The 15,801-nt window shown below is 65.8% G+C and carries 13 protein-coding genes and 1 pseudogene; 6 read left to right on the top strand and 8 right to left on the bottom strand.

The annotated features are described in order from the left end of the window. Positions 1 to 358: 358 nt before the first annotated feature. From NS2_RS31485 to NS2_RS31475, 4 genes are all read right to left on the bottom strand, one after another. Positions 359 to 1,159, bottom strand: a complete 801-nt coding sequence (locus tag NS2_RS31485) for an FAD-dependent monooxygenase (protein WP_261772331.1) — start codon at positions 1,157 to 1,159, stop codon at positions 359 to 361. Further along, on the bottom strand, positions 1,090 to 1,569 hold the full coding sequence (locus NS2_RS38060; RefSeq protein WP_253251234.1) for an FAD-dependent monooxygenase: 480 nt from the start codon (positions 1,567 to 1,569) through the stop codon (positions 1,090 to 1,092). Before NS2_RS38060 ends, NS2_RS31485 begins: the two co-directional genes overlap by 70 nt. A 112-nt stretch (positions 1,570 to 1,681) precedes the next feature. Further along, entirely contained in the window at positions 1,682 to 2,488 is an 807-nt protein-coding gene (locus NS2_RS31480) for a head GIN domain-containing protein (protein WP_158543917.1), read from the bottom strand. A gap of 159 nt (positions 2,489 to 2,647) precedes the next feature. Then, entirely contained in the window at positions 2,648 to 4,981 is a 2,334-nt protein-coding gene (locus tag NS2_RS31475; RefSeq protein WP_071812267.1) for an MMPL family transporter, read from the bottom strand. 241 nt (positions 4,982 to 5,222) lie between these two features. Here NS2_RS31475 and NS2_RS31470 point away from each other — a divergent pair, with 241 nt between their 5' ends. The 5 genes from NS2_RS31470 to tgt all read left to right on the top strand — a co-directional run bounded on the left by NS2_RS31470 (position 5,223) and on the right by tgt (position 11,455). Then, complete coding sequence (locus NS2_RS31470; RefSeq protein ID WP_033090960.1) at positions 5,223 to 5,810, top strand: TetR/AcrR family transcriptional regulator; 588 nt, start codon at positions 5,223 to 5,225, stop codon at positions 5,808 to 5,810. Positions 5,811 to 5,850: 40 nt separating this feature from the next. Next, on the top strand, positions 5,851 to 6,390 hold the full coding sequence (locus NS2_RS31465; RefSeq protein ID WP_081986323.1) for an RrF2 family transcriptional regulator: 540 nt from the start codon (positions 5,851 to 5,853) through the stop codon (positions 6,388 to 6,390). A 103-nt stretch (positions 6,391 to 6,493) separates the two neighbouring features. Then, on the top strand, positions 6,494 to 8,227 hold the full coding sequence (locus tag NS2_RS31460) for an ABC transporter ATP-binding protein (protein WP_033090959.1): 1,734 nt from the start codon (positions 6,494 to 6,496) through the stop codon (positions 8,225 to 8,227). Beyond that, positions 8,224 to 10,191: an ABC transporter ATP-binding protein gene (locus NS2_RS31455; RefSeq protein WP_081986322.1), complete on the top strand. Its 1,968-nt coding sequence runs from the start codon at positions 8,224 to 8,226 to the stop codon at positions 10,189 to 10,191. Before NS2_RS31460 ends, NS2_RS31455 begins: the two co-directional genes overlap by 4 nt. A 13-nt stretch (positions 10,192 to 10,204) precedes the next feature. Then, on the top strand, positions 10,205 to 11,455 hold the full coding sequence (gene tgt, locus NS2_RS31450; RefSeq protein ID WP_228102584.1) for a tRNA guanosine(34) transglycosylase Tgt: 1,251 nt from the start codon (positions 10,205 to 10,207) through the stop codon (positions 11,453 to 11,455). A gap of 29 nt (positions 11,456 to 11,484) precedes the next feature. On the opposite strand, the gene NS2_RS31445 is transcribed toward tgt, so the two are convergent. Next, positions 11,485 to 12,258 carry a queuosine precursor transporter gene (locus tag NS2_RS31445; protein ID WP_033090957.1) on the bottom strand — a complete coding sequence of 258 codons (774 nt, stop codon included), beginning with the start codon at positions 12,256 to 12,258 and terminating at the stop codon, positions 11,485 to 11,487. A 61-nt stretch (positions 12,259 to 12,319) separates the two neighbouring features. On the opposite strand from NS2_RS31445, the gene NS2_RS31440 reads away from it, so the two are divergent. Beyond that, positions 12,320 to 12,934 carry a DUF4190 domain-containing protein gene (locus NS2_RS31440; protein ID WP_033090956.1) on the top strand — a complete coding sequence of 205 codons (615 nt, stop codon included), beginning with the start codon at positions 12,320 to 12,322 and terminating at the stop codon, positions 12,932 to 12,934. Positions 12,935 to 13,024: 90 nt separating this feature from the next. On the opposite strand, the gene NS2_RS31435 is transcribed toward NS2_RS31440, so the two are convergent. The 3 genes and pseudogenes from NS2_RS31435 to NS2_RS38625 all read right to left on the bottom strand — a co-directional run. Further along, positions 13,025 to 13,792 (bottom strand): RDD family protein, encoded by a 768-nt coding sequence (locus NS2_RS31435; protein ID WP_033090955.1) that lies wholly within the window; start codon positions 13,790 to 13,792, stop codon positions 13,025 to 13,027. Between the two features lie 52 nt (positions 13,793 to 13,844). Further along, positions 13,845 to 14,789 (bottom strand): tRNA glutamyl-Q(34) synthetase GluQRS, encoded by a 945-nt coding sequence (gene gluQRS, locus NS2_RS31430; protein WP_033090954.1) that lies wholly within the window; start codon positions 14,787 to 14,789, stop codon positions 13,845 to 13,847. Positions 14,790 to 15,108: 319 nt separating this feature from the next. Then, positions 15,109 to 15,384, bottom strand: a pseudogene (locus NS2_RS38625) (DUF309 domain-containing protein); the annotation flags it as partial. Between the last annotated feature and the right edge of the window lie 417 nt (positions 15,385 to 15,801).

Below are 15,801 nucleotides of genomic sequence, written 5' to 3'. Positions count from 1 at the left end.
AGTACTAGGGGGCCGAGTAGGTCACGAATCGCTGCGACGTGGTCGGACGTCAGGATCACCATGGTGAAGTAGTCGTCGCGGACGATCGTGTCGAAAAACTCTGAGGTACTGGTGAACTCGCCGTAGTTCTTCGCTGCCGCCTTGAACGGGTACAGCACGCCGTGGTCGCGGGTCTGCCGGTTGGCGAGGAAGACATGGCCCAGATCGGAATAGCCGACTACGGTGTCGAACTGCTTGAAGTGTGGTGCCCAACCGGGTATTGCCGTGTCCGTCGCGGCGGGTTCGATCGATCGGAAGCATTAGTCGCTCACCTGGTCATCCAAGCATGTGCCGCAATGGTTTTGCCGATAGCAGGCGATCAGTAAGTGGGCAGGGTGTAGTCGTCGGTCTGGTTCAGCATCTTCATCATGATGGGGCGGAAGAGCTTGGTGGTCACGAGTTTTCCGATGCGTTGCATGACCGCGAGGCCGAACTTGGAGGTGGGCAGCATCATTTGGATGCCGCCGCCGGGGAGTTCCTTGGCCTTGTGCAGGAATGGGGTGACCTGGGCCTCGTAGCGGGTCAAGGCGGCGGGGAGGTCGGTTGGGGTGGTGGCGATTTCACCGGCGAGGAGGTAGGCGCCGACGATGGCCATGGCGGTGCCCATGCCGGTCATGGGGGAGCCGCAGAAGCCGGAGTCGCCGAGGAGGGTGACTCGGCCCTTGGACAGGGACGGCATGTCTACGCGCACCAGTTCGTCGAAGTAGAAGTCGGGGGTGGTTTCCAGGTGGGCGAGGGCTTCGGGGGTGACCCAGCCGGCGTCGGCGAGCATGTCGCGGATCAGCTTGTGCTGGGCGGGGATATCGCCGCGCAGGGCGGGGTTCGAGTCGGTGCGCAGGGTGATGATCGCTTTGGAGGTGGCCGGGTCGTAGTCGGGGCGGATGCCGAGGGAGGCGCGCGGCACCACGTGCATGGCCAGCCAATCCCGTTCCGCGCCCGCCGGAATGGGGACGGTGTAGAAGGACATGTAGCCGCCGAGGTAGGTGGTGAACTCCTCCTCGGGGCCGAACACCATGGCTCGGGTGCGGGAGTGCACGCCGTCCGCGCCGATCACCAGGTCGTAGCGCTCGTTGCGGCCCGACGCGAAGCCGACGGTGACGCCCTCGGCGTCCTGCTCGATGGTCTCGATCCAGTCGCCGTAGCGGTATCGAGTTCGCCTGCGGTACCGGCGAGTTCGGTCAGCAGGACGTCGTTCAGATCGCCGCGGCTGATCTCGATATCGGCGACCGGTCCCTTGCCGTCGAACATCTCCATGGCCATGCGGTACACCGGGCTGCCGTCGGCCTTCACGATGCTCATGCCCTTCTCGTGCAGCAGGCGCTTGTTGACGGCCTCCATCAAGCCCATGCGCTCGGCCACCTCGCGGCTGGGACCGCGCAGGTCGACGGCCTGCCCGCCGGGCCGCGGAGCGGCGGCCCGCTCGACCACGGTGACGGCGATACCGGCCCGAAGCAGTTGCAGGGCAACGGCGTTCCCGGCGATGCCGCCGCCTGCGACCAGGATGCGGGGGGTGTTGGCGGTGGTGCTCATTGATGTCTCCCGATGTGGTGAAGAACCTTTGTCTAAGACATATGTCTAACAAATCTTGGAACATTTGTCTAGAACATTTGTATAAACATCGGGGGCTGACGCTCTGTGCAGGTCAGTTGCAGGTGACACGTCCCGATCCGGCTCGGGAGACCGAGCACTTGGCGTCGCCGACGACGGTGACATTGTCGGCACCGGCGAGGGAGCCGGTCACCTTCTCGGTCGCCCGGAAGGTGAGACTTCCGCTGCCTGCGAGTGCGACCGCGGCGCGTTTCGTGGTGAGGGCGGACAGGTCTTGCGGCCCGCTGCCGTCGAGCGAGAGATCGACGTCCTCGCTGGTGCCTCCGGCGCGGATGATGCCGGATCCCGACAGCGAAGCGGTGAGTCTGGAGACGGTCAGCTGCGGGGCTTCGATCGTGCCGGAACCGTTCTCGGCGAACACGAGGGTGTCGGCCGCTACCGCGCCCACGTGGATCCCACCCGGTCCGGCGAGCTTGACAGCGGTCAATGCCGATACGACGGCCGTGACGGTGACATGAGCGCCGGCGGGCCAGCGTGCGCCCGGTTTCACCGATGCGACCAGGGTGTCCTCGGAAACCCGGATATCGAGTACGTCCAGCCCGGCCGGATCACCTTCGGCGCGTACCGATGTCGGCGTGCCCACGTTGACGACGAGGTTGTACGGCCCGTCGAGATCGACCGCGGTGAAGGTCGCGACACTGAAATCCTTTGTGGTTTCCAGGTTCCCGGGCGCGGGTGAGCTGCTGCCCGTCGCGGGTGAGCTGCTCCGGGATACCGGTGAGCCGGTCTCGGCGGCAGATGAACTCGGGTTCGCGGCGCGCTCGGCCGGACCGGAGCAACCCGCCGCAAAGGCGAGTGCGCACAGCACTGCGGCAAGAATTCGCCGAGGATTCTCGATCATTCGAAACCACCCCATCGCCGGACGACTCACCCTGGAATCGCGATTCGGCACGGGTTGTGTTTACAACTGCGGTGTTCCGGTCCCGGCTGCCCCATTCATCCGAACGACAAGCGAGCCCCGCACCGGATATCCGGTGCGGGGCTCGCTTGTCGTTCGGGATCAGCCGACGGTGACGGGCTGCTTGTCCTCGACGGGGGCGGAGGCCTGCTTGAGCTCGGTGAGCTTGGAGCCTTCCACGTCGATGTCGGGGAGGATGCGGTCCAGCCACTTCGGCATCCACCAGGCGTGATTGCCCAGCAGGGCGAGCAGGGACGGGATCAGGATCATGCGGACGATGAAGGCGTCGAAGAAGACGCCCGCGGCCATGGCGAAGCCCATGGACTTGGCCACCACGTTGTCGTCGAGCATGAAGGCGCTGAAGACCGAGATCATGATGATGGCCGCCGAGGTCACGACGCGCGCGCCGTGGTGGTAGCCGCTGATCATGGCGTCCTTGGCGGACTTGCCGTGGACGAACTCCTCACGCATGCGGGTCACCAGGAAGACCTGGTAGTCCATGGCCAGGCCGAAGACCAAGCCGATCAACATGATCGGCAGGAAGCTGACCAGCGGGTGCGGGTCGAAGAGGCCGAACTTGCCCTCCTGGAACAGCAGCACCGTCGCGCCGAAGGTGGCCGCCATGGAGAGCAGGAAGCCCAGCGCGGCGGTCAGCGGGACCAGGATGGAGCGGAAGACCAGCAACAGCAGCAGGAACGCCGCGCCCGCCACGATGGACAGATACGGAATGATCTTGTGCAGCAGGGCCTGTGAGACATCGGTGAAGATGGCGGTGGTGCCGGTGATGCCGTACTCCATGCCGTAGCGGCTGTTGAAGTCGGATTCCGCATTGCGCGCGTTCTCGACGAGGTCCTTGGTTGCCTTGTTGTTCGGCCCGGACTTGGGCACGCCCATGAACAACGCGGCCTGGCCGTCCTCGCTGCGCTGCGCGGCGGTCAGATAGTCCATGCCCGGGTACCCGGCCAGCTTGGTGCGCAGCTCGCCGAGGGCCTGATCACGTTGCTCCGCAGGGGTTTTCGACAGGTACACGGCCACCATGAGGGTGCCGTTGGAGCCCTCGCCGAAGCCCTTGGTCTGCAGGTCGTAGGCCTTGTAGAGGGTGGTGTCCTTGGGCATGGAGTCGCCGCCGGGCAGACCCAGCTGCAGGTTCGCCGCCGGTGCGGCGAGCAGTCCGAGCAGCACCACCGACGCGGCCAGGGTCAGCCACGGGGCCTTGCCGATGAAGCGGGCGACGCGAATGCCATTGGTGACCGAGTTCTCGTCCTCGGGATCGTGCTTGGCGACCAGCGGCAGCTTCGGCTTGAACAGCGAGCCACCGAACGCGCCGAGCAGCGCCGGCATCAGGGTCACCGCGACCAGCACCGCCATGGTGGCGGTGAGCGCGCCACCGATACCCATGTAGGTGAGGAAGCTGACGCCGACGAAGCTGAGCCCGGCCAGCGCGATGATGACGGTCAGACCGGCGAAGATGACCGCGGATCCGGCGGTGCCGACCGCGGTTCCGGCCGCTTCCTCCGGCGAATTCGACACGGCCAGTTCATGTTTGTACCGCGACACGATGAACATGGCGTAGTCGATGGACAGTGCGATACCGATCATGGACGCCAGGGTCGGCGTGAACGACGGCATGGTCAGCCAGTGGGTGCCGAACATGATGATGGCCATGGCGGTGCCGACGCCGAAGATGGCGGTGACGATGGGCACGACGGCGGCGACGATCGCGCCGAACGCGATGATCATGACCACCAGCGCGACGCCGATGCCGATCATTTCCGACGCGCCGCCGGCGGCCTGCTTCTGCTCGATATTGCCGGTGAGCTCCACCTGCAACCCGGCATCCCGGGCGCTCTTGCCGACGTCGTAGGCCGCGTCCTGATCGGCCGGCTTGACGTCGGAGAACTTGGGAATGGTGTAGTGCGCCTTGACGATCGCCACCGAGTCCGGACTGGTCTTGTTCAGGACGTTCAGCGGCGCGTTCGAGCAGATCGCGGCGAAGTTCGGATCGGCACGGTTGCCGTCGAGGCAGTCGATGCCCGCGGGCTTGCCGATCATCTTGGTCACGGCGATGGGATCGGCCGGGGCCTTCTTCGGGTCGCTCTTGTCGACGATGGCGAGCTTGTCGAGATCGGCCAGGAACCCTTGCAGCGCTTGCGCGTTCTTGGTGTCGGTCAGCTTCTCACCGGCGGGCGCGGCGATCACATAGGTACCGCTGACCGCGTTCTGGTCGAAATCCTTGGACGCACCGGGGAAGTGCTTGTCGAGAATTTCGGTGGCCCGCTCCGACGGCAGGCCGGGCATGGAGAAGCTGTCCTGGAAGGGTTTGGCCACGGTGAAGCCGACGCCGCCGATGACGAGCAGCGCGGCGATCCACGCCGTGATGACTGTCCATTTCCGGCGGAAGGCGAACTTTCCCCACCGATAAAGGTATACGGACACGAGGGGTTCTCCTGGGCGAATGGTTATGCGGGCGAAACAGGGGTGCTGCGCGCAAACGCGTAGACAGGCACTGCCGCCGGGAGCCTCGGCCCCCCGCCTCCACGAAAACTGAAATCTGCCTACCGTGCGGTAGGTAGACTACCGAGGGAATAAGCGGAGGAACAACCTCGACTCTAGGTGGCGTGCGTCGCATACCGAGCTGGTTGAATCGCACACCGAGCGTGGGTGAGAGGATGAGAGCATGGGCGCCCCAGTCGTTTCCGGAACAGTAGTCGCAGGTAGAAGCACCAAGGATGCGATCAGGGAGGCCGCGCTCCAGCTATTCGCGACCAAGGGGTTCGATCACAGAAGTCTGCGCGAGGTCGCCGATGCGGTGGGGATCACAAAAGCCTCGCTCTACTATCACTACGCCTCGAAGGTCGATCTGCTGGTCGCGATCATCGAGCCGATGTTCGACGAATTGCGCGCCCAGGTCGACGGTCTCGACGACATCGAGCACACCCCCGAGAACGTGCGCCGCGTCATTCGCGAGCGGCTGCGCTCGACCCTGGCCAATCGGCAGGTGGGCGCGCTGTGCATGCGCGACACCGTCGCCATCGTCAACGCCCTCGGCAACCGCTATCCCGACCTGATCGAATTGCATCACCGCACCTGCCGGTGGCTGGCCGGACCGGGCGCCGACGCCGATACGCTGTTGCGCGCCACGGCGGCCATGCAGGTGCTCAGCACCGCCATGATGTCCCAGGAGATCGTCCCCGACACCGAGGCCGCGCATATCGAGGCGGTCCTGCTGAATGCCGCACTGGGCGTGCTGTATCCGGCGCGATAGGGTTTTTCCTCCACCCACCGAGAATGATCAGGAGTTCCCCGTGCACATCACCGCGAAGGTCGATTACGCGGTGCGCACGCTCGTGGAAATCGCGAAGGCGCAACCGGATTCGGTGAAGGCCGACGCCATTGTGGCCGCCCAGGACATTCCGCCCAAGGTGCTGGAATCGGTGGTCTCGGATCTGCGCAAGGGTGGACTGGTGACCAGCCGCCGCGGTCCCGACGGCGGTTACCGGCTGGCCCGCCCGGCCGCGGAGATCAGCGTCGCGGATGTGATCCGCGCGGTCGAGGGCCCGCTGGCCTCGGTGCGCGGGCAGCGGCCCGAGGACGTCAGCTACCCGGGCGCGGCGGAATCATTGCAGCGGGTGTGGATCGGGCTGCGGGTGAACATTCGCTCGGTGCTGGAGCGGGTGACGATCGCCGATATCGCGCACGATCTGTTGCCGTCCTTCCTGGACGAGCTGCTGCGCGACCCGGACGCCTGGACCCGCCGCCCCCGCCCCGGCAACGACCCGGTCGCGGCCGCGACGAGCCGGCAGGCGGCGGTCGAATGGCGCGATCTGGATCAGCCCGATATCTGAAACATCATCAGCCGGATCGGGCCGTTGTGATCCGAGCCACTGTTCGGCAGTGCCGTCGTACGTCTCGGCGGCCGTCAGGATCTGGCGGTAGCCTGCCAGCATCATGTTGATCCGACTTCTACGCACCTTCCTATGGCCCTACCGCACCCAGTTGGCCGGGGTCGTCGTGCTCCAGCTGATCTCGGTCATCGCCATGCTGTATCTGCCCACCCTGAACGCCGACATCATCGACAACGGCGTCACCAAGGGCGATATCGGCTATATCTGGTCCACCGGCGGCTGGATGCTGCTGGTGACCGCCATTCAGATCGCGGCCCAGGGCGTCTCGGTGTACCTGGGCGCACAGGCCGCCATGGGCGCGGGCCGCGACATGCGCGCGGCCCTGCTGCACCGGGTTGGCACCTTCTCCGCGCGGGAGGTCGGCGTGTTCGGCGCGCCCTCGCTCATCACGCGCAATACCAATGACGTCGGCCAGGTGCAGCTGCTCGTGCTGATGAGCGCCACCATCCTGGTCATGGCCCCGATCATGTGCATCGGCGGCATCTTCATGGCGCTGCGCGAGAGCATGCAGCTGTCGTGGCTGCTGCTGATCGCGGTGCCGGCGCTGGGCCTGTCCATGGCCTTCATCATCAGCCGCATGGTGCCGGGCTTCCGGCGCATGCAGGAGCGCATCGACGCGGTGAATCGCGTACTGCGCGAACAGATCACGGGCATCCGTGTGGTGCGCGCCTTCGTGCGGGAGCGGCAGGAGACCTGGCGCTTCGGGGTCGCCAATACCGAGCTGACCGCGCAATCGCTCTATGTCGGCAAGTACATGGCCCTGATGTTCCCGACCGTCATGCTGATCTCCAATGTGACCACCGTCGGCGTCATCTGGTTCGGCGGCCACAGCATCGACAAGGGCGAGATGCAGATCGGCTCGCTGACCGCGATGCTGGCCTACATCATGCAGATCCTGATGGCGGTCATGATGGCCTCCTTCCTGGCCATGATGGCCCCGCGCGCCGCGGTCTCGGCCGAGCGCATCGGCGGGGTGCTGGACACCGAGTCCTCGGTGGCCGAACCGCGTGATCCGCGCCCGTTCCAGCGCGATCCGGGCCGGGTCGAGCTGGCGGCGGCGGAGTTCAAGTTCCCGGGCGCGGAGAAGCCGGTCCTGCGCGATATCAGCTTCCACACCCGGCCCGGCACCGTCACCGCCATCGTGGGTGCGACCGGTGCGGGCAAGACCACGCTGATCAATCTGATCCCGCGGCTCATCGACGCCACCGATGGCGCGGTCTATGTGGGCGGCACCAATGTGCGCAACCTCCAATTGGAAACGCTGCGTTCGGAGATCGGCCTGGTGCCGCAGAAGGCGTACCTGTTCTCCGGCACCGTCGCCTCGAACCTGCGCTACGGCAAGCCGGACGCCACCGACGCGGAACTGTGGCACGCGCTCGAGATCGCGCAGGCCGCCGACTTCGTGCGGGAGATGCCGCAGGGGCTGGAAACGCCGGTGGCACAGGGCGGTACGACCGTCTCCGGCGGCCAGCGTCAGCGCCTGGCCATTGCCCGCGCGCTGGTGCGCAAGCCGCGCATCTACCTGTTCGACGACTGCTTCTCCGCCCTCGACGTCGCCACCGATGTGCGGGTGCGCGACGCCCTGCGGCCGGAGACCTCGAACGCCTCGGTCATCATTGTGGCGCAACGGATCTCGACCATCCGCGACGCCGATCAGATCGTGGTGCTGGAGGACGGCGCCATGGCCGGGATCGGCACCCACGACCAATTGCTGAGGGACTGTTCGGAATACCGCGAGATCGTGGAATCCCAGTTCAGCGCGGAGGAGGTGCGATGAGGCCCGGAGCCGTCAATCCCGGTGCGCCGGACGCCAAGGCGAAGTCCTTCGGCCCGTCGCTCAAGCGCCTGCTGCGCATGCTCGCGCCGGATCGCTTGTATCTCGCGGTCGTGTTCCTGCTGGCCGTCGCCTCGGTGGTGCTCAACACCCTGGGCCCGCAGATTCTCGGTAAGGCCACCAACCTCATCTTCGACGGTGTGGTCGGCAAGGAGCTGCCCCCGGGCCAGACCAAGGAAGAACTGGTCGAGCGGCTGCGGGCCGGCGGCAATTCGACCTTCGCCGACATGCTGGCCAGCATGAACGTGATTCCCGGCACGGGAATCGATTTCACCGCGGTCGGCCATGTGCTGGCCTGGGTGCTGGCGCTCTACATCGGCTCCTCGGTGTTCGGCTGGCTGGAGGCGCAGCTGCTGATCGTCGTGATCAACCGGACCGTGAAGCGGCTGCGCGCGCAGATCGAGGAGAAGCTGCACCGGCTGCCGCTGCGCTACTTCGACTCCATGCCGCGCGGCGATGTGCTCTCCCGCGTCACCAATGACGTCGACAATATGGCGCAGACGCTGCAGCAGACCATGTCGCAGCTGATCATCAATGTGCTGTCGGTGATCGGCATCCTGATCATGATGTTCTGGATCTCCTGGATCCTGGCCCTGATCGCCCTGCTCACCGTGCCTTTGGCGGTCATCGTGACCGCGCAGATCGCCAAGCGTTCCAAGCCGCACTTCGTGGATCAGTGGAAGTTCACCGGCGAGGTCAACGCGCAGGTCGAGGAGGCCTTCACCGGGCACGAGGTGGTCTCCGCCTTCGGCCGGGTGCGCGAGGTGGGCGAGAACTTCGACCAGACCAACGAGAAGCTCTACAACGCCTCGTTCAAGTCGCAGTTCATCTCCGGGCTGATCATGCCCGCCATCATGTTCCTGGGGAACCTGAACTACGTGCTGATCGCCGTGGTCGGCGGACTGCGGGTGGCGTCGGGTCAGCTGTCGCTGGGTGAGGTGCAGGCGTTCATCCAGTACTCGCGCGGATTCACCCAGCCGCTCACCCAGATCGGCTCGATGATAAACATGCTGCAGTCGGGCGTGGCCTCGGCCGAGCGCATCTTCGAGATCCTCGACGCCGAGGAGCAGTCGCCGGATCCGGATCCGGAGGATTCGCGGCCGGTGGATCGCGGCCGGGTGGCGTTCGAGGACGTGTCCTTCCGCTACGAGCCGGAGACGCCGGTCATCGAGAACCTCTCGCTGGTGGCCGAACCCGGGCACGTGGTGGCCATCGTCGGGCCGACCGGCGCGGGCAAGACCACCCTGGTCAACCTGCTCATGCGGTTCTACGAGGTGGATTCGGGCGCGATCACCATCGACGACGTGGATATCACCCGCATCACCCGCGACCATCTGCGCTCGCGGATGGGCATGGTGCTACAGGACACCTGGCTGTTCGGCGGGACGATCCGGGAGAACATCGCCTACGGCAACCCCAACGCCTCCGAGGCCGAGATCCTCGAGGCCGCCCGCGCCGCCTACGTGGACCGGTTCGTGCACGCCCTGCCCATGGGCTACGACACCGTGATCGACGAGGAGGGCTCCGGGGTCAGCGCCGGTGAGAAGCAGCTCATCACCATTGCCCGCGCCTTCCTGGCCAAGCCGTCCATCCTGATCCTGGACGAGGCCACCAGCTCGGTCGACACCCGCACCGAGCTGCTGGTGCAGCACGCCATGGCGGCGCTGCGCCGGGACCGCACGAGTTTCGTGATCGCGCACCGGCTCTCGACCATTCGCGATGCCGACACCATCGTGGTGATGGAGAAGGGCAAGATCGTCGAGCAGGGCACGCACGAGAGGCTGCTGGCCGCCCGGGGCGCGTACTCCCGGCTCTACAACGCGCAGTTCGCCGCCGCCATCACCGATGGCGAGGGAAACAACGTGGACGATCCGGAACCGGACGCGGTAGCGCTCAGCAAGGGCTGAGAGGATGGAGGCCGTGTCTGCTGCCTCCGCGTTCTCGTTCAAAGTCGGTACCCGCCTGGAAGGGCGGCAGGGACGGACGGGCGTGATCAGTACGCCACACGGCGACATTGCCACGCCCGCCTTCATTCCCGTGGGTACCAAGGCCACGGTGAAGGCCGTGCTGCCGGAGACCATGAAGGAGATCGGGTCGCAGGCGCTGCTCGCCAACGCCTATCACCTGTACCTGCAACCGGGTCCGGACATCGTGGACGAGGCCGGGGGCGTGGCCGCGTTCATGAACTGGAACGGGCCCACCTTCACCGACTCCGGCGGCTTCCAGGTGATGTCGCTGGGTGTCGGCTTCAAGAAGGTGCTGGCCATGGAGGCCGTCGGCGTGCAGAACGACGACGTGATCGCCAAGGGCAAGGAGCGCCTCGCGCACGTCGACGACGACGGCGTCACCTTCCGTTCGCACCTGGACGGCTCCAGGCACCGGTTCACCCCCGAGGTGTCCATGGGTATCCAGCATCAGCTGGGTGCGGACGTCATGATGGCCTTCGACGAGCTCACCACGCTCATGAATACCCGTGGCTACCAGGAGGAATCGCTGGAGCGCACGCGGCGCTGGGCCAAGCGCTGCCTGGACGAGCACGAGCGGCTCACCGCGGCGCGCTCGCATCGGCCCTATCAGGCGCTGTTCGGGGTGATCCAGGGCGCGCAGTACGAGGACCTGCGCCGCAAGGCCTGTCGCGATCTGGAGGAGCTGCGCGGCGAGGCGGGGTCGGGGTTCGACGGGTACGGCATCGGCGGCGCGCTGGAGAAGCACAATCTGGGCGCCATTGTCGGCTGGTGCTGTGACGAGCTGCCCGAGAACGAGCCGCGCCACCTGCTCGGCATCAGCGAGCCGGAGGACATCTTCACCGCAGTGGAGAACGGCGCGGACACCTTCGACTGCGTGAATCCCTCACGCGTGGCCCGCAATGCGGCGCTCTACACCGACGAGGGCCGGTTCAATATCAATACGGCGCGGTTCAAGCGCGATTTCACGCCCATCGACGAAACCTGCGACTGCTACACCTGCGCCAACTACACGCGCGCCTACATCCACCACCTGTTCAAGGCGAAAGAGATTCTCGCGGCGACGCTGTGCACCATCCACAACGAGCGCTTCACGGTGCGACTGGTGGACCGGGTGCGAGAAAGCCTGGACGGCGGGTATTTCGACGACTATCAGGCCGATTTCCTCGGCCGTTGGCGCGGCCGCATCAAAGCCCCTGGGCTGTAGGGGAATTCGACGCGACCGCGCCGAAAACGTCACTCGTAGATGGCGGCCCGCTCGCGGGGCCGGTACGAGGGTTCGCGCTTCTTCAGGAAGGCGATGCAGCGGTAGCTGATCGGCAGCACGCAAGCCTCGACCAGGGTCTTCCACACGAAGCCCACGATCAGATAGTTGAGGTAGTCGCCCCAGGTATGAATGCCGATGGCGGTGGCCGCGATCGAGCAGAACACGAAGGTGTCGCCGAACTCGCCCGCGATGGTGGAGCCCAGCAGGCGCGCCCACAGGTGCTTCTCCTTGGTGCGTTCCTTGATGAGCACCAGGGTGGCCGAGTTCAGGAACTGGCCCACGAAGTACCCGGCGATGCCGGCGAAGGCCAGCTGCGGCGTATGGCCCAGGACATCCTTGAACGACGACGCGTTCTGGTCCAGGCCGTCGCCGGTGGGCAGCAGGATGACCACCTGGAAGCAGGCGATCATGAGCAGCAGCGCGGCGAACCCGTAGTAGACGGTGCGGCGTGCGGCGCGGAAGCCGTAGACCTCGCTGAGGATGTCGCCGATGACGTAGGCGAGCGGGAAGAGGAAGAACGCGCCGTCCATGGTCACGGGCAGCACGGTGATCGGGCCGAGCGACAGGTGCTCGCCGGTGAAGAATTGCACGCCCTTGGCGACGCAGACGTTCGAGATCAGCAGGACGGCGGTGAAGGCCACCGCCACCTGGGTGAAATATCCCCCCGCCGGATCCGCGAAGGACGCGTGATCGGGCGCGGGGTGTCCAGATCGGTCGGTATCGACCGTTTTCGTATCACTCACGCGGAAAGTATCCCTGCCTGGACCGATACCTACCGGCAGGTGGGTGACCTAGGCTGTGTGAATGACGAATCCCGGCGATTCCGACGAGTGGTGGAAGCAGTACGGCGGTGAGGGCGTGACGCCCGAGACGCCGCCCGCGGCGCCACAGCAACCGGCGCCACCCCAGCCCTCGGTACCGCAACAGCCGGTGCCGCCCCCGGCGGGCTACACCTCCGCCCCGCAGTACCAGAATCCGCCGATGACCCCGCCCCCGCAGCCGGTGTATCCGAATTACCCTCCGCCGCAGGCGAATCCGGTTCCCGGCTATCCGGTCGCCGGGCAGCCGCAGGTCGGCGGGATGCAGCCGCAGATGGGTGGGATGCAGCCCCCGGGTTACGGCTATCCGGGTTATCAGCCCTACGGCTACGCGCCGGTTCAGCAGAACAATCCGCTGGCCATCGCCTCGCTGGTGATCTCGATCATCGGGCTGCCCACCCTGTTCTTCTGCCTGTTCATTCCGGTGATCTCGATCGTCGGCCTGGTGCTGGGCATCGTCAGCCTGAATCAAATGAAGACCAGCCAGCAGCAGGGCCGCGGCCTGGCGCTGGGCGGTATTTGGGTGGGTGCGGTCGGCACCGTCATCGGGTTCGCCCTGCTGCTGGTGCTGATCATCGCCGGTAACTGGAACACCTATTGAAAATGCCGGTGCGGCAATGGAATGGGGCGCATCCTCCGAGGATGCGCCCCATTCCTATTTGCGGGTCCGATGGTGTGTTCCGGGTCGAACTCAGCCCTTCAGCACCTGGGTGCCGCCCGCGAACTTGTCGTGCCAGCCCTGCTTGTTCGGGTCCTGCTCGAGGGTGACCGCGATGACGATCGCCAGCACGAAGCTGGCGATATTGCCCAGGCAGTACACGACATTGACCGCGACGTAGAGGTTGCGCTTGAGCGAGGTCTGGACGTCGAGCGGCGCGCCGCCCGGGCCGACGACCCGCAGGCCGAGGAGCTTCTTGCCGAGGGTCTGGCCACCCATCTGGGTTTCCATCAGCACGAAGTAGGCGGTGACGATCGCGCCGATCAGCACCGACCCCAGGATGCCCGCGATGATGCCGCCGCCCAGGGCGTACTCGAAGATGCCGGCGACGATGACGGCCGGGATCAGGGCGATGATGGTGTCGATGACGCGCGCACCGAAGCGGGTCCACAGGTCACCCGGCTGGGTGCCGCCGAAAGCCGGTGCGCCGTAACCCGGCTGGCCGCCCGGGTACTGCTGGTAAGGCTGCTGGCCGTAGGGCTGCTGCTGGCCGTAGGCGTCGGACTGTCCGTAGGACGGCTGCTGCTGACCGAACTGGGGCTGCTGGCCATACGGGTCGGACTGCTGGCCGTAGGGCTGCTGACCGTACGGCTGCTGCTGGGGCTGCTGGCCGTAGGGATCGGACTGGCCGTAGGGCTGCTGCTGCCCGTACGGCTGCTGGGGCTGCTGCCCGTACGGCTGCTGCCCATACGGCTGGCCACCCTGCGGATATTGGTTGGGGTCGTACCCACCGCTCGTCATTGTCTTCTGCCGTCCTCGTCGAATTCGTTCGGGATCTGGTCGAGTGCGTACGTTACGGATATCTGCTGGGTTGCAACAACCCGTTAGCGTCGAGTCTCCATGGTTCGCGCGGCAGGTTTTCCGGTCTGAATTGTTCCAGCAGACCAGACGGTGTGTTTGTGTCCGCGTAGCCCAGCGATTCCGCCAGCACGCCCAGCACGTGCCGCGGGGATTCGCCAAGAGCCAGGCGATCGCGCAGGGTGACCGCGCCGTCGCGCTTGGCGAGCCGCTGTCCGGCCGTGTTCAGCACCAGTGGGACATGGGCGTATTCGGGCACCGGCAGGTCCAGCAGGGTTGCCAGATAGGCCTGCCGCGGGGTGGAAGGCAGCAGGTCATCACCCCTGACCACCTGATCGATGCCCTGGTCGGCGTCGTCGACGACGACCGCGAGGTTGTAGGCGGGGGTGCCGTCGCCGCGGCGCAGCACCAGATCGTCCACCGCGCCGCGATATTCACCGAGCAGGCGATCGACGACGGTGAATTCGGTGACGCCTGCCCGTAGCCGCAGGGCCGCCGGGCGGCCCTGCGCGCGGCGCTCCTCGCGCTCGCGCTCGGTCAGCTTCCGGCAGGTCCCCGGATACGCGCCCAGGGGTCCGTGCGGCGCGGTCACCGCCTGCTGGATTTCCCTTCGGGTGCAGAAGCATTCGTAGGTCAGCCCGGCCGCGGTCAGGCGTTCGATGGCGGTCTCGTACAGCGGCAGTCGCCGGGATTGCCAGACCACCGGCGGGTCCCAGTCCAATCCGATGGCGGCGAGGTCCGCCAATTGCCGTTCGGCCGCGCCCTTTTGTACCCGGTCCAGATCCTCGACCCGCATGAGGAATCGGCGTCCGGTCGAGCGGGCGAACAACCAGGCCAGCAGTCCGGTGCGGAGATTGCCCAGATGCAGGTCGCCGGAGGGGCTGGGCGCGAAACGGCCCGCCCCGGGGCCGGGCTTTGCTGTGACGGGGTCGGTGGGCACGTCTGTCGATGGTAGTTCGCATGCTTCGCACTGCCGCCGGTCCTTCGCATTCTTGCGGGTGCGCACATGAAGTGTGGAAAGGCAATCGGACTGCGAATTCAGTGCGAGATTGTGAGTCGCGGTCGAAGATCGTTCTCGGAGAGCGGTTTCCCTGGTCAAGTGCGGTCAAAAGGGTATCGGCGCAGGCCAATAGACCGGGGGAGTCGATGTCATAGGGGGCCGGTCCGTATGCGGTGAGGCGTTGTGTCGCACGTTTCAGCAGGGTCCGGGCCCCCTTCGAATTTCCGCGCTGAATGTGGGTGAGCCCAACGGCAAATTGGGCGAGGCCCTGCCACAGCGACTTTTCCGCGAACGGACCGTGCTTCCAGGCGGCCTCCAGTACCTCGTGCGCGTTGAATGCCAGCCCGGCATCCAGCAGCCGCTGGGCGTAGTCGAGGGTTTCGGCGGGCGGCAGGTCGAGATCATCCGGGATGCGGGGGACACCCGGGCTGCCGAATGGGAGGGGTCGCCCATATCGGTCACGAGGACGGGCATTCCGGGCGCGGCCGTTCTCGTCACGGGCCCGTTCGCCGTCGTCTGGAATGTCCTGGGGCATGCCCTCCATGATTCCCCATGGTGGATGCCGTCCGCCCGCACGGTGAGCGCCCGTGCGCCCCGCAGTGTTTGCCCGTGGATGCGCGAATGGCAAGGCAACGGAAATCGGACTTCTGAAAGTGAAAAGCCTCAAATTGCGGCTATTTCCACGCAAATAATTAGCTGGCTAACCTTGCCGTAAATTTGCTGATTGAAAACGAAAGAATTCGATCTCCTAATGTCGAACCCTGCTAGTGTTTAGCGCGGGAACGGCCATCGGGGGTGCATTCCCATCGCGAAGTGCAGAGACAGGTTGTACGGAGCGTTTGCGTGCGGCCCGTGGCGCACCAGGGATTCGTGATTCTCGATGGATCCCAGAGGTCACCAAGATCTATGCCAGCAAGATCATGTGCTTGACGCAGCGAAGGAGCTAGTGTCC

Source organism: Nocardia seriolae NBRC 15557, from assembly GCF_007990715.1.
Lineage (GTDB): Bacteria > Actinomycetota > Actinomycetes > Mycobacteriales > Mycobacteriaceae > Nocardia > Nocardia seriolae.
The sequence above is the reverse complement of the archived record's forward strand: the minus strand, read 5'-3'. Positions and strand labels throughout refer to the sequence as shown.

Coding starts and splice junctions, on each gene's coding strand:
- NS2_RS38060 (WP_253251234.1), bottom strand. CDS start 1,569: ATGAGCACCACCGCCAACACCCCCCGCATCCTGGTCGCAGGCGGCGGC.
- NS2_RS31480 (WP_158543917.1), bottom strand. CDS start 2,488: ATGATCGAGAATCCTCGGCGAATTCTTGCCGCAGTGCTGTGCGCACTC.
- NS2_RS31470 (WP_033090960.1), top strand. CDS start 5,223: ATGGGCGCCCCAGTCGTTTCCGGAACAGTAGTCGCAGGTAGAAGCACC.
- NS2_RS31460 (WP_033090959.1), top strand. CDS start 6,494: ATGTTGATCCGACTTCTACGCACCTTCCTATGGCCCTACCGCACCCAG.
- NS2_RS31455 (WP_081986322.1), top strand. CDS start 8,224: ATGAGGCCCGGAGCCGTCAATCCCGGTGCGCCGGACGCCAAGGCGAAG.
- NS2_RS31440 (WP_033090956.1), top strand. CDS start 12,320: ATGACGAATCCCGGCGATTCCGACGAGTGGTGGAAGCAGTACGGCGGT.
- NS2_RS31435 (WP_033090955.1), bottom strand. CDS start 13,792: ATGACGAGCGGTGGGTACGACCCCAACCAATATCCGCAGGGTGGCCAG.